We start from the raw sequence: 12,583 nt of genomic DNA on the forward strand, positions 1-12,583 counted from the left end.
GGGGGCCCCCCCCCCCCCCGCAACTTCAAGTTACTTGGGTATAAACATAAGAGCGCAGCAGCTCAGCCTTCGCTGCGTTCCAGCACCAAAGGAAAATCAGCCAATAAGATGTCACTGTCCACCAGCGGCAACTGCCCGGCTTTCATTTCCGGCTTAAACATGGCCACCACGTCCGCTTTGGGGCCAATCAGTGCAATGCTGGCGCTGTGATCCACCAGATAACGACCTTCCTGCTGCTGCGGAATGGCATACATCAGCCCCAATTGTCGGACAAACGGAAACAATGCCGGGTGATCGGCAGTGCGGGCTTTTAAGGCTGGCTGGTTAAAGTGTTTCACGTACTGCGCCAACTGCGCTGGGGTATCCCGCTTTGGGTCCACCGACACAAACCAAATCTGTACCGGCGTGCTGGTCATTTGCTGCAGTTTCGGCTGCAGTGCCGCCAGTTTCGCCATGGTCATTGGGCAGATATCCGGGCACGAGGTATAGCCGACAAACACCAGGGTCCACTGACCTCGCAACGCGTCCAGACCCACAGGCTGGCCCTGCTCATCCAGCAGGCTGAAGTCATTCAGCGGCCTGGCTTTGGGATAAACCACAGCCTGCTGCGGCTGTCTGGCATCCTGCTGCATCTGCGACAACCAGACCCCGGCCAATAACGCCAGCACCAACAGCACCCATATCACATACTTATTCATCGTTATTCCTTCACCGCTGTTAAAAGGCTGGCCAAAACCAATAATGGTCAGCTAACAACAGCAGGAATAATACCATCAGATGCCAAATGGAGTACTTAAAGGTGGCCATGGCCGTGCCAGCGCTCGCCTGATACTTCAGCTGCCAGGCATACCAGACAAAACCCAGGTTGATCACTGTGCTGCCTGCCAGATACAGCACCCCGGTCATACCGACCAGGTAAGGCAATAAACAGACCAGGCACAACATCAGGGTATAAAGGAAAATAGCGGTTTTGGTGAACTCAATGCCATGCGTGACCGGCAACATCGGCATATTCACCCGGGCGTAATCATCCCGCCTGTGAATGGCCAAAGCCCAGAAATGCGGTGGGGTCCAGGTAAAGATAATCATCACCAGCAGCAAGGCATGGGCATGTACCTCGGCCGTCATGGCTGTCCAGCCCAGCAGGGGCGGCATAGCACCCGCCAAGCCGCCTATCACGATGTTTTGTGGCGTCGCTCGTTTTAAAAACATGGTGTACACCACCGCATAACCAAACAGACTGGACAAAGTCAGCCAGGCAGTCAGCGGGTTCACCGCGACAAAAAGCAACAAAAACCCGCTTAAGGCCAGAGTCAACGAAAACTGCACAGCCTGACGGCTGCTGATCCGGCCTTTGGCCACTGGTCTGTGGTAGGTGCGGGCCATCTGTGCATCAATGCGTCTATCCACCACATGGTTTAAGGCCGCTGCTGCTGCGGACAACAACCCTATCCCCACTGTCGCCGCCAGCATTAAACCAAGCGGTGGGAAATCTGGCCGGGCCAGCACCATACCCACCACAGCGGTCAACACCAACAGCGCCACCACTTTGGGTTTGGTCAGCTCCAGATAATCACGCCACTGATTGCTGGCCAGAGGCTGCAATGATTGAGTTTTCTGCATAGAGACTCTCCTTGGTACTGTGCAGCAGATAACCACTGCACACCAGACACATCAATAAATTGGCCGCGACAAAGTTATGCGCCACAGCATTGATCAGGGGCAAATGCAGCACGACGTTGGCAACGCCCAAACTGATTTGCAATAACAGCAGCAGTCCAATCAGCAGCGCGAATGTACGAAGTACAGCGACCCCCTGCCGCCATAACAACCAGGCATAACCGAGCACCACCACTGCAGTGACCAGTGCCCAGACCCTGTGCATCAAATGCACTGTGGCCCGCGCATCCAGACTCATGACACCAAACTCATAACTGTCATACCCCAGGTGCAGCGAAAAGGCTTCGTCGAAGTTCAGCCTGTCCATCCAGCCCGGTTCACACAAAGGCAGCTGAATACAGGACAAAGCGGCGTAATTGGCCGAAGTCCAGCCACCCAAAGCTATTTGCCCGGTCAACACCAGCAACACGGGCCAGAACAGCTTTTTCAGTGTCTGACTGACCTGCCATACAGGCCTGGGCTGCAACTGCCACCAATGCAGAGCCAATAAAGACAACAAGCTAAAACCACCCAATAAATGCGCCATCACTACCACTGGATGCAGTGCCAGCGTCACAGTCCACATGCCCAACGCCGCCTGAAACACCACCAGCGCCAGCAACAAAGCCGGTACCCGTCGCTGCTGATGCCGCCAGCCATTGATAAAAAGCACCAGGATCAGCAGCCCCAAAGTGCCGGCAAAATAACGATGCACCATTTCATTCCAGGCTTTGCCAGCCTCCAGCGGCCGATCCGGGAATCGCGCTTCTGCCAGCTCAATATGGGTTTCATGCTGTGGCACCTGCAAAAACCCATAACAGCCCGGCCAGTCCGGACAGCCCAAACCCGCGTCGGTCAGTCGGGTATAAGCCCCCAGCACAATCACGGCCATGGTCCACAGCACAGCGACAACGACCAGCATCTTTTGCAGCCGCATCAGAGCCCCCTTTCGTATTTCAGCAATTTATTCAGGTCGGCCAGAATGGCTTTTCCTGTTTGCACATTCTTCGGTCGTTGCAAGGCGACAGGGTAAGACAACAACCCCAGTCCCTGAGCATCCACTACAACCAGTTGGCCTGCGTATGCCTGAGCAACAGCGGGTAATTCAGCGTTTTGCATGGTGGCTGCGGTGCCAGCTCCAAGTTGCCACAATGCCAGGTAATCTTGCTTACGACCCAACGCCTGATACACCTGCTGTTGCAGATAAGCCGCTTCTTCACAGCGGCTGTCACAGTGTGGCTCAGCACTCAAATAGACCAACCGCCAGTGCTGTTTGCCAGCAACAGCTGGCAGTAACAGCAGTTCTTGAGTCAGCCACTGACCTTTGTTACTGGTACTGTCACCAAACCAGCCAAAACTCAGTACCGCCTGCGCAGCGGCCAGTGGTAACCCCAGGCATAAAATAAAAAGAATCAGAAAACGGGATTTTTGCATTCAGAACTCCCGGCGCCATAAAGCGCCTGCAACAAACAGCACCACCAGCGCCAATAAGGCCCATTGCACTGCATAGGCCCGGTGTTTCTCCGGTGGCATGACCACACTCTGATAGTGATAACGAAAAGGGGATTGCTGTTGATAGACCAAGCCGCTATACAGAGGCTGGCCCAACACCTTGCTGAGCTCAGCCGGCACCACCTGTTGCATCCGCTGTGGCCACAGGCCGGTGTCCTCCAGATTTTGCCCCAGCAGCACACCGCCCAGCTGAGTACGTAACAGCCCCTGCAACTCAAACTGTACAGGAATTTGGATCTGCGGCAGCTCATCACGGCTGGACGGGGCTGCGACCCAGCCTAAATTCACCAGCAGCAGCGGCGGACTCTGATCCACCAGCACAGGGATCACCACGTCGTAGCCGGATCTGCCACCGACCAACTGATTATCCAGCAGCCACAGCGCCGGCTTTTGCCAGACCGCCTTGCCCTGAATCAGAATACCGTCCAGTTGCTGCGCATCTGCCTGCGGCAGTTGCGTCCAGGCCATGGCCCCCTGCTGCTGCCAGTTGGTTTGTTGCTGCAGCAGCTGTTGTTTTTCATCGGCCCGGTGCCACTGCCACAACGCCAGCTTGCACAGCAGCAAAAAAGCAGCCAGAGTGAACAACACCAGCAGCCACTGTGCCGGCCGCCATTGTGGCGTCAGGTTCAATGCTGCCATTCCTTTGCCCTGAACTGAGGTTGTATGCTGATTAAATTACTGCTCATAGCGCTGCTGCTCTTTATTATTTTTAACTTATTCCGCGCCTTGCTTCTGATGTTAAAAAACGATCCTAACCAGCCACCTATGTCGGTGTTTTTAGGCCGTCGCCTGATTTGGTCTGTCGCCGTTATCCTGCTGATTGTGCTGGCTCTGGGGCTGGGCCTGATCAGTCCTCACCCCAGGCCTTACTGATCAGAGCACATAGACAAACACAAAGAGGCACAACCAGACCACATCGACAAAATGCCAGTACCAGGCAGCCGCCTGAAAGGCAAAATGCTTGTGGGCGGTAAAATGGTTTTTCAGCAAAATACGCAGAAAAATCACTGTCAGAAACACGGCCCCCAGGGTCACATGCAAACCATGGAACCCGGTCAATAAAAAGAAAGTGTTGCCGTAGACCCCTGAATCCAGTTTCAGGCCTAAATCCCGGTACGCATGGATGTATTCATAAACCTGAAAACACAGGAACAGAAACCCCAGAGCAATGGTCAGAAACAGCATCAGTTTCAACTGGCCACGTTTGTCTTTTTCCATCGCAATATGGGCAAATTGTAAAGTCACTGACGAGGTCAGCAGGATCAAGGTGTTGTACAGCGGAATACCCTGCCAGGGCATGGCCTGGGTCTGGGTACCATCCGGGGTAGTCAGCAAAGGCCAGACGGCTTCAAAGGCAGGCCAGAGCACAGCAGCCGTCATGGCATTGTTGCTGGCCCCGTCCAGCCAAGGCACTGCAATCAGGCGGGCGTAAAACAAGGCACCAAAAAAAGCACCAAAAAACATCACTTCAGAAAAAATAAACCAGCTCATGCCCTGCCGGAACGATCTGTCCATCTGCGGGCTGTACAGGTTATGCATGGATTCGTCGATCACATTACGAAACCAACCCACCAGCATAAACAGCAGCACAGCCACCCCAGCCAGTATCAGATAACCACCATAACCTGGCTGATCCTTGGTCACTTCATTGACAAAATGGCCAGCCCCAAAGGCAATTAAAAACAGTGCCACGGCGCCCACTATGGGCCAGGGCGACTGCTCGGGCACATAATAATGTTGATGTTGTTCACTCATAGGTATCCCCTGTTACTGTTCCCGCAGAGGCAGTCGTTGCAGCCCCTTGCACCTCATACAAGGTGTAAGACAAGGTAATAGTGCTGAACTGGCTGGGAAGAGCGGGATCGACATAAAACTGCAGCGGCATCAGCAATTCCTGCCCTGCCGCCAAAGCCTGTTGGTTAAAACAAAAACACTCGATTTTATTAAAGTACAACGCCGCCTGACCCGGCGACACCGATGGCACTGCCTGTGCCACCATAGGTAAGGCGGTTTCATTTCTGGCCAGATAATTCACATTGTGAATTTCCCCCGGATGCACCCGCAACCGGGTCACCACAGGTTCAAATACCCAGGGCATGTTTTTATTGGGCCGGGCAATAAACTCCACCAGCACTTCTCGTTTGGCATCCACCACTGCGGCCTCTGCGGTGGCAGCCACGGCAGAGGTTTTGCCATTTAAGCCAGTGATGTCGCAGAACACGTCGTACAAAGGCACCAGCGCATAACCAAAACCAAACATCGCCACAGCCGCTAAGCTCAGTTTGACTGTCAGGCGTTGATGAGCCAATGCCATAGGACCTCCGTTACTTCACGTCAGGTGGAGTGGTAAAGCTGTGATAAGGTGCGGGCGACGGCAGGGTCCATTCCAGACCTTCAGCACCCTCCCACACCTGAGCTGTGGCCTTTTGCCCGCCTTTAATGCATTTAACCACCACAGCAACAAACAACAGCTGTGACAGGCCAAACGCAAAACCACCAATACTGATAAAGGCATTAAAGTCGGCAAACTGCAGCGCATAATCCGGGATACGCCGTGGCATACCGGCCAGACCGACAAAATGCATCGGGAAAAACAGCAGATTGACTGAGATCAGCGAGCACCAGAAATGCCATTGCCCCAAGGTTTCGTCATACATATGGCCCGTCCATTTTGGCAACCAGTAGTACGCAGCCGCCATAATGGAGAAGATGGCCCCTGTCACCAGCACATAATGAAAATGCGCAACGACAAAGTAAGTGTCATGGTACTGGAAGTCAGCTGGTGTGATCGCCAGCATCAGTCCGGAAAAACCGCCAATGGTAAAAAGCACAATAAAGGCCAGGGCGAACATCATGGGGACTTCAAAGGTCATGGCCCCGCGCCACATGGTCGCCACCCAGTTAAACACCTTCACCCCGGTTGGCACGGCAATCAACATGGTGCAGTACATAAAAAACAGTTCGGCAAACACCGGCATGCCTGTGGTGAACATATGGTGAGCCCAGACCAGGAACGATAACAAGGCAATACTGGCCGTGGCATACACCATGGACGCATAACCGAATAACGGCTTACGGGCAAAGGTGGGCACTATGGCTGAGACAATGCCAAAAGCCGGCAGAATCATGATGTAAACTTCAGGGTGGCCGAAAAACCAGAAAATATGTTGAAACAACACCGGGTCGCCACCACCAGCCGCTTCAAAGAAGCTGGTGCCAAAGTACTTGTCAGTCAACACCATGGTGACAGCGCCAGCCAGCACTGGCATCACAGCTATCAGCAAAAATGCGGTGATAAACCAGGTCCAGACAAAAAGCGGCATTTTCATATAGGTCATGCCAGGCGCACGCAGGTTCATAATGGTGACGATCACATTGATGGCCCCCATAATGGACGAAATACCCATAATGTGTACAGAAAACACAAAAAGCGCAGTGCTGTCACTGCTATAGGTGGTGGAAAGCGGTGCATAAAAGGTCCAGCCAAAGGCCGGGCCACCACCTTCCATAAATAAAGACAGCAGCAAAATGCTGAAAGCAAAGGGTAAAATCCAGAAGCTCCAGTTATTCATCCGCGGCAAGGCCATATCCGGCGCCCCAATCATCATAGGCACCAACCAGTTCGCCAGGCCGGTAAAGGCAGGCATTACGGCACCAAACACCATAATCAGGCCGTGCACTGTAGTCATCTGGTTAAAAAAATCTGGCTCTACAATTTGCAGACCGGGCTGAAACAACTCGGCCCGGATCACCATCGCCATAGCACCACCTATAAAAAACATCAGCAATGCAAACAGCAGGTACAAAGTGCCAATGTCTTTATGGTTGGTGGTATATAACCAGCGTTTGATGCCTTTTGCTGGCCCGTGATGATGCTCAGCATGGGCATCATGATGGTCTGTTGTTACTGTACTCATCACAGCCCCCTACTGTTGTGCTTTGGCAATGTCAGCGGCTTGCACCACATCACCGGTATTGTTGTCCCAGGCATTGCGTTCATAGGTAATGACCGCAGCAATTTCCTGCAAACTCAGCTGTTTGGCGAACGCCTGCATCGCAGTGCCGCTTTTACCATGCAACACAATGTCTATATGGGCCGGCAAATCTTCCAGCGCCATTTTGCTGCCTTTTAACGCCGGAAATACACCAGGAATGCCAAGACCTGACGGTTGATGACAGGCAGCGCAATAGCCGTTGTAGGTTTTTTCACCCAAGGCCATCAGCTCCTCTTTGCTCATCGTCATCGCCAGTAGTTTCTGTTCTTCTTCCTTGGCTTTAGCCTGCACAGCTGCGGTCTCTGCCAGCCAGCTGTCAAACTCGGCAGGTTCTTTGACGATCACCACCACAGGCATAAAACCATGGTCCTTGCCACAGAGCTCCGCGCACTGACCACGATAAATGCCCTCTTGTTCAACTTTGGTCCAGGCCTCGTTGATAAATCCGGGGTTCGCGTCTTTTTTCACGGCAAAGGCTGGCACCCACCAGGAGTGGATCACGTCGTCAGAGGTCATCAGAAAACGGACTTTTTTACCAGACGGGATCACCAATGGCCTGTCCACTTCCAGCAGGTAGTTCTGACCTTTGGCCAGCTTGTTGGCAATTTGCTGACGTGGTGTCGCTAACAGGGAGAAAAACTCGACATTTTTGTCCATGTATTTGTAATGCCACTTCCACTGTGAACCTGTCACCAGAATGGTTAAATCAGCCTCAGAGGTATCTTCCATGGCAATCAGGGTTTTGGTGGCAGGTATCGCCATCAACACCAGAATAATCACCGGAATAGCCGTCCAGGCCAACTCAACTTTGGTACTTTCATGAAATTGAGCCGGCACGGCTCCTCTGGCTTTGCGGTGACGCAGAATAGACCAAAACATCACCCCAAAAACTGCTACCCCTATGGCACAGCAAATGTAGAAAATCGTCATATGCAGGTCATAGACCTTCTGACTGATCTCCGTCACCCCCTGCGTCATATTCAGGGGCATTTCTGTGGACTGCGCACGAAACGCAAGCATCAAGGTTAGCAGCGAACCACTCCAACGACGTGTTTTCGCCACGTAACTTCTCCTCTGTCTTTGCCGTTGGCATGTTGCAGAAAAGAAGACACGTCACCCAACACTTCGTCTTCGTGATGCAACCGCCATTATTCTTATAATTCCGACATCAGTTGCTGAAGCCGGTGCACAGATTCCTGCACCTGTGTAGTTTAAGAATTAGACAAGGAAGTTCGGGATGTAAACCTGAGTGGCTGATAAAACCATCTGGTCGTACCAGCCAAAGATGAAAGGCAAGCTATTGAGAAAGGGCAACTTTTTTAAAAGCCATTAGCCCGGATCACACCAACGGCAAGGCCTTCAATGGCAAAATGCTGTTGAGTTAAGTCCACTTTAATCACGTTAAAATCGTCGTTTTCCGGATGTAAAAAAACCATTTGACCTTCACGGCGAAAACGCTTCACTGTGACTTCATCTTCCACTCTGGCCACCACCACCTGCCCCTGCCGCGCTTCAGAGGTCTTATGCACCGCCAGTAAATCGCCATCCAGAATACCAATGTCTTTCATACTCATGCCCTGCACCCGCAACAGAAAATCGGCATGAGGCCTGAACAGGCTGGCGTCCAGCTGATAACGCTGCTGAATATGTTCAGCCGCCAGAATAGGCTGACCGGCCGCCACTTTACCCACCAAAGGTAAACCCGGCTCTTCGTCCACTTCATTGGCGGCTTCATCATCCACTAAACGGATGCCACGGGAAGTACCAGGCATCATTTCAATAAAACCTTTTTTCGCCAGCGCTTTTAAATGCTCTTCTGCTGCATTGGCCGACTTGAAACCCAACTGAGCAGCAATCTCAGCCCGGGTCGGCGGCATACCGGTTTCGGCCTGGTAGTCTTTCACTAATTGTAAAATTTCGGCTTGTCGTGGCGTTAATGGGCGCATAATGCTGAATACCTATACAGTGAATACTGTGAGTATATACAGCATTATTGCCAGTGCCAAGCCCAAGCCTGAATTTTGTGGGTCTAACCATTCATGCTATTCTTAGCGCCCTGTGATTCGAGTGGAACCTCTATGTTAAGACCTGTTCGCTGGCTGGCCAAATTGTTGTACTGGCCGCTGAAACCTCTGGTGCGCTGCAAAATAGTCCCTGACGCAGTGCAGGAAAACCTGGAGCTGAATCCCAACAGACCGGTGTTTTACATTACCAGAACTGAATCTGCCAGCGACCTGGCCACCTTAGTGCGGATCTGTCGCAAACTGGGATTACCCGACCCAATGCAACCTGTACAGTTTGGTGCCAGCAGACTGCCCAGGGTAGTGTTTCTCGAGCAACCCCATGTGCTATGGGGGGCACGGACCGCCACCACAGCGCTGGAACAAGGTCTGACCTTATTACAAACCCAGCAGCGTCATCCCGAGTTGCAGGCGCAATTGGTGCCTGTTTCGGTGTTATGGGGCCGGGCACCCGGCAAAGAAAACAGCATCAAATCGGTGTTGGGTGAATCAGAATCGCCAAGCTGGCTGGCCAAACTCTTTATCGTACTGATTTCCGGCCGTCATACCCTGGTACGGTTCAGCCGTCCGGTGTCGGTCGCCCAAATGGTTGCCCAGACCGATGTCAATACCGACACTGCCCATAAGTTATTGCGTGTCGCCAGGGTGCATTTTTTCCGTCAGCGCCTGGCGGCCACAGGGCCCAAATTGCCGGAACGCAGTGCTTTGTTTAATGCGCTGCTGGCGTCCGACCGGCTGAAACAGGCCATTGAAGATGAGGCGCAAAGTAAACAGATTTCTGTGGCGGCGGCCCGCACCGAAGCCCTGAAATTGTTGCAGGAAATAGCGGCCGATTACCGTGAATCAACCTTAAGACTGGGTGACCGGGTGCTGGGCTGGTTATGGCAACGGCTGTATAACGGCATAGTGGTCAATAACAGCAAAGTGCTGACCGAGCTGGTGCAAAAAGGCCACGAAATCGTGTACGTGCCCTGTCACCGCAGCCATATGGACTATTTGCTGCTGAGTTATGTCATTTACCACCAGGGACTGGCACCACCCCATATTGCAGCCGGTATCAACCTGAACTTCTGGCCGGTCGGGCCTTTGTTCCGTCGCGGCGGTGCCTTTTTTATCCGCCGCAGTTTCAGCGGTAATAAGCTGTATTCTGCGGTATTCCGTGAATACCTCAGCCAGTTATTCAGCAAAGGCTATCCAGTCAAGTATTACTCCGAAGGCGGCCGCAGCCGCACCGGTCGTCTATTACAACCCAAAACCGGTATGTTAGCGATGACGGTGCAGGCCATGCTCAAAGGCATAGACAGACCCATCAGTCTGGTGCCTGTTTATCTGGGGTATGAGCATGTGATGGAAGTGAACACTTACCTGAAGGAACTCAAAGGTTCAGGCAAAGAGAAAGAATCCATTGGGGGTGTATTCAGCGCCATCCGCAAGTTACGGGATTACGGCTATGGCTACGTCAATTTCGGTCAGCCGATCGCTTTAACCCAGTTTATCAACCAGCAGCAACCGGAATGGCGCGAAAGTCTGAGCGCGGACCAGGGCAAACCCAGCTGGCTCAATCCGCTGGTTGCCACCCTGGCCGATCAGCTGATGCGGCGGGTGAACCAAAGCGCAGCACTGAACAGCATCAATATGATTGCCACAGTATTGTTGGCCACCCGTCAGCATTCGTTGTCCCGTCAGGAATTGGAAAAACAGCTGGCCTTTTATCAGCAGCTGCAGCAGCAAGCCCCTTATGCGGCCTCAGTCACCTGCGCTGAAGGTTCGGCAGCGCAGTGGATTGATCACGCTTTGAAGCTGCAAAAAATTCAGCAACAGCATGACAGCTTTGGCTCGATCATTCAGTTAACGGCTGAGCAGACGATCACCATGAGCTATTACCGCAACAATGTCAGCCATTTGTTTGTGATACCGGCCCTGCTGGCTACTGCTTTGTTGCAGCATCACGAGCTCAGCTCAGTGCAGCTGAAAAATATCATCCAGTTGATCCAGCCATTGCTGGCTGATGAATTATTCCTGCAACTGGATGATTTGGATCTGTATCTGTCGCAGTTGCTGGGCTGCCTGCAACAGGCTGGCCTCATTCAGCAGCATCAGGGTCAGTTCAGCGCGGTTCCTGTGCAGCAAGCCGGGCATCGCATGCTGGAACTGCTGGCCTTTAATGCACAGGATATTTTGCAGCGTTATGCCGTGGTGTTAAACCTGCTGTCGGGCGACCCCATCAGCCGGGAAGAGCTGGAGCAGAAAAGCCAGGACATGGCCAAACGGCTGAACACCTTACATGGTGTCAGTTCACCTGAATACCTGGACAAAAACCTGTTTGCTACTTTGGTCAACGCACTGAAAGGCGCAGGTTATTGCCAGTTGACGGACAACAATGCCCTGATCGCCGGCAGCAGTGCCCAGCCGGTGCAACAAACCGTCAATGCCTTATTGCATGCGGACGTGCTGCAGACGGTACTCAGTATTGTGAAAGGGCATTGATCGAACAGGGCAAAGCGGACTAACCGTTTTGCCCTTTGTTTTCGTAACTGCGGATCACCCCTTCCTGCATGGTGGACGCCACCAGCTTACCATCGCGGTTAAAGAACTGACCTCGCACCAATCCACGGGCGCCTGAAGCGCTTGGACTGTCCACCGCATACAGCAGCCAGTCGTCAAAGCGGAAATCGTGATGAAACCACATCGCATGATCGATAGTGGCTACTTGCATATTAGGCGCCATAAAAGACTTGCCGTGTGGCTGCAAGGCCGTTGGCAGGAAGTTAAAATCGGACGCATAGGCCAACAGGTACTTATGTACCCGCAGATCATCCGGCATCTGACCATTGGCTTTAAACCAGACATAACGTTTCGCCTGGCTGATTTGCGGTTTAAAGGGGTTCTGAAAATCCACCGGGCGCATTTCGATCGGCTTTTCACAAATAAACTTACTGCGCAGCGCTTCAGGGATCAGATGGGCATGCTGCTGGTAAAACACCAAATCCGACTGTAAATCCTCAGGTGGCGGAACCTGGGGCATCAGGTCCTGGTGCTCAAACCCTAACTCTTCGGTCTGAAAAGACGCCGTCATATAAAAAATGGCTTTGCCAAACTGGATGGCACTGACCCGGCGAGTACTGAAGCTTTTGCCATCGCGGATATTCTCCACTTCATAGACAATGGGTTTACTGGCATCACCCGGGCGTAAAAAATAGGAGTGAAAGGAGTGTACCTTGCGGTCCGGGTCGACCGTCTCTTTCGCAGCGGACAAGGCCTGCCCCATCACCTGACCACCAAAAACTGCTTTAAAACCCAGGTCCTGGCTTTGACCCCGGTACAAGCCCTGCTCTATGGTTTCAAGTTTTAACAAGGACAATAAATCGGCTAACACCTGGCTCATGCGGCACTTCC

The 12,583-nt window shown here is 52.7% G+C and carries 13 protein-coding genes; 2 read left to right on the forward strand and 11 right to left on the reverse strand.

What is annotated here, in order from left to right; genetic code table 11:
- Positions 1-62 precede the first annotated feature (62 nt).
- From WKJ03_RS08280 to WKJ03_RS08300, 5 genes are read right to left on the reverse strand one after another with little or no spacing between them, the layout of a single operon-like run.
- Positions 63-698, reverse strand: a complete 636-nt coding sequence (locus WKJ03_RS08280; protein ID WP_337841717.1) for an SCO family protein — start codon at positions 696-698, stop codon at positions 63-65.
- A 19-nt stretch (positions 699-717) separates the two neighbouring features.
- Entirely contained in the window at positions 718-1,623 is a 906-nt protein-coding gene (gene cyoE, locus WKJ03_RS08285) for a heme o synthase (RefSeq protein WP_337841718.1), read from the reverse strand.
- A complete protein-coding gene (locus WKJ03_RS08290) occupies positions 1,574-2,596 on the reverse strand; it encodes a COX15/CtaA family protein (protein ID WP_337841719.1) in 1,023 nt (340 codons plus the stop codon). The genes cyoE and WKJ03_RS08290 overlap by 50 nt, the downstream gene beginning before the upstream one ends.
- Entirely contained in the window at positions 2,596-3,093 is a 498-nt protein-coding gene (locus WKJ03_RS08295; protein ID WP_337841720.1) for a hypothetical protein, read from the reverse strand. The genes WKJ03_RS08290 and WKJ03_RS08295 overlap by 1 nt, the downstream gene beginning before the upstream one ends.
- Entirely contained in the window at positions 3,094-3,810 is a 717-nt protein-coding gene (locus tag WKJ03_RS08300; RefSeq protein ID WP_337841721.1) for an SURF1 family protein, read from the reverse strand. It lies immediately after the preceding gene.
- A 24-nt stretch (positions 3,811-3,834) separates the two neighbouring features.
- On the opposite strand from WKJ03_RS08300, the gene WKJ03_RS08305 reads away from it, so the two are divergent.
- A complete protein-coding gene (locus tag WKJ03_RS08305; protein ID WP_337841722.1) occupies positions 3,835-4,044 on the forward strand; it encodes a DUF2909 domain-containing protein in 210 nt (69 codons plus the stop codon).
- Here WKJ03_RS08305 and WKJ03_RS08310 read toward each other — a convergent pair whose 3' ends face one another.
- The 5 genes from WKJ03_RS08310 to lexA form a co-directional block, all read right to left on the reverse strand.
- Positions 4,045-4,926, reverse strand: a complete 882-nt coding sequence (locus WKJ03_RS08310) for a cytochrome c oxidase subunit 3 (RefSeq protein WP_337841723.1) — start codon at positions 4,924-4,926, stop codon at positions 4,045-4,047.
- Positions 4,919-5,485, reverse strand: a complete 567-nt coding sequence (locus WKJ03_RS08315; protein WP_337841724.1) for a cytochrome c oxidase assembly protein — start codon at positions 5,483-5,485, stop codon at positions 4,919-4,921. Before WKJ03_RS08315 ends, WKJ03_RS08310 begins: the two co-directional genes overlap by 8 nt.
- A gap of 10 nt (positions 5,486-5,495) precedes the next feature.
- The gene (gene ctaD / locus WKJ03_RS08320) at positions 5,496-7,088 is read right to left on the reverse strand and encodes a cytochrome c oxidase subunit I (protein ID WP_337841725.1); all 1,593 of its coding nucleotides are present in this window, start codon (positions 7,086-7,088) and stop codon (positions 5,496-5,498) included.
- A 9-nt stretch (positions 7,089-7,097) separates the two neighbouring features.
- The gene (gene coxB / locus WKJ03_RS08325; RefSeq protein WP_337841726.1) at positions 7,098-8,228 is read right to left on the reverse strand and encodes a cytochrome c oxidase subunit II; all 1,131 of its coding nucleotides are present in this window, start codon (positions 8,226-8,228) and stop codon (positions 7,098-7,100) included.
- Between the two features lie 257 nt (positions 8,229-8,485).
- Positions 8,486-9,112, reverse strand: a complete 627-nt coding sequence (gene lexA, locus WKJ03_RS08330) for a transcriptional repressor LexA (protein ID WP_337841727.1) — start codon at positions 9,110-9,112, stop codon at positions 8,486-8,488.
- A gap of 132 nt (positions 9,113-9,244) precedes the next feature.
- Between lexA and plsB the strand changes: the two genes are divergently transcribed.
- Positions 9,245-11,674 carry a glycerol-3-phosphate 1-O-acyltransferase PlsB gene (gene plsB / locus WKJ03_RS08335; protein WP_337841728.1) on the forward strand — a complete coding sequence of 810 codons (2,430 nt, stop codon included), beginning with the start codon at positions 9,245-9,247 and terminating at the stop codon, positions 11,672-11,674.
- Positions 11,675-11,693: 19 nt separating this feature from the next.
- On the opposite strand, the gene tesB is transcribed toward plsB, so the two are convergent.
- Complete coding sequence (gene tesB, locus WKJ03_RS08340) at positions 11,694-12,572, reverse strand: acyl-CoA thioesterase II (RefSeq protein ID WP_337841729.1); 879 nt, start codon at positions 12,570-12,572, stop codon at positions 11,694-11,696.
- Positions 12,573-12,583 lie beyond the last annotated feature (11 nt).

Origin of the sequence: Rheinheimera sp., from assembly GCF_037442525.1 — a bacterium.
Lineage (GTDB): Bacteria > Pseudomonadota > Gammaproteobacteria > Enterobacterales > Alteromonadaceae > Pararheinheimera.

Coding starts and splice junctions, on each gene's coding strand:
- lexA (WP_337841727.1), bottom strand. CDS start 9,112: ATGCGCCCATTAACGCCACGACAAGCCGAAATTTTACAATTAGTGAAA.
- plsB (WP_337841728.1), top strand. CDS start 9,245: ATGTTAAGACCTGTTCGCTGGCTGGCCAAATTGTTGTACTGGCCGCTG.
- WKJ03_RS08300 (WP_337841721.1), bottom strand. CDS start 3,810: ATGGCAGCATTGAACCTGACGCCACAATGGCGGCCGGCACAGTGGCTG.
- WKJ03_RS08295 (WP_337841720.1), bottom strand. CDS start 3,093: ATGCAAAAATCCCGTTTTCTGATTCTTTTTATTTTATGCCTGGGGTTA.
- cyoE (WP_337841718.1), bottom strand. CDS start 1,623: ATGCAGAAAACTCAATCATTGCAGCCTCTGGCCAGCAATCAGTGGCGT.
- WKJ03_RS08305 (WP_337841722.1), top strand. CDS start 3,835: ATGCTGATTAAATTACTGCTCATAGCGCTGCTGCTCTTTATTATTTTT.
- WKJ03_RS08315 (WP_337841724.1), bottom strand. CDS start 5,485: ATGGCATTGGCTCATCAACGCCTGACAGTCAAACTGAGCTTAGCGGCT.
- ctaD (WP_337841725.1), bottom strand. CDS start 7,088: ATGAGTACAGTAACAACAGACCATCATGATGCCCATGCTGAGCATCAT.
- tesB (WP_337841729.1), bottom strand. CDS start 12,572: ATGAGCCAGGTGTTAGCCGATTTATTGTCCTTGTTAAAACTTGAAACC.
- WKJ03_RS08290 (WP_337841719.1), bottom strand. CDS start 2,596: ATGCGGCTGCAAAAGATGCTGGTCGTTGTCGCTGTGCTGTGGACCATG.
- WKJ03_RS08310 (WP_337841723.1), bottom strand. CDS start 4,926: ATGAGTGAACAACATCAACATTATTATGTGCCCGAGCAGTCGCCCTGG.
- WKJ03_RS08280 (WP_337841717.1), bottom strand. CDS start 698: ATGAATAAGTATGTGATATGGGTGCTGTTGGTGCTGGCGTTATTGGCC.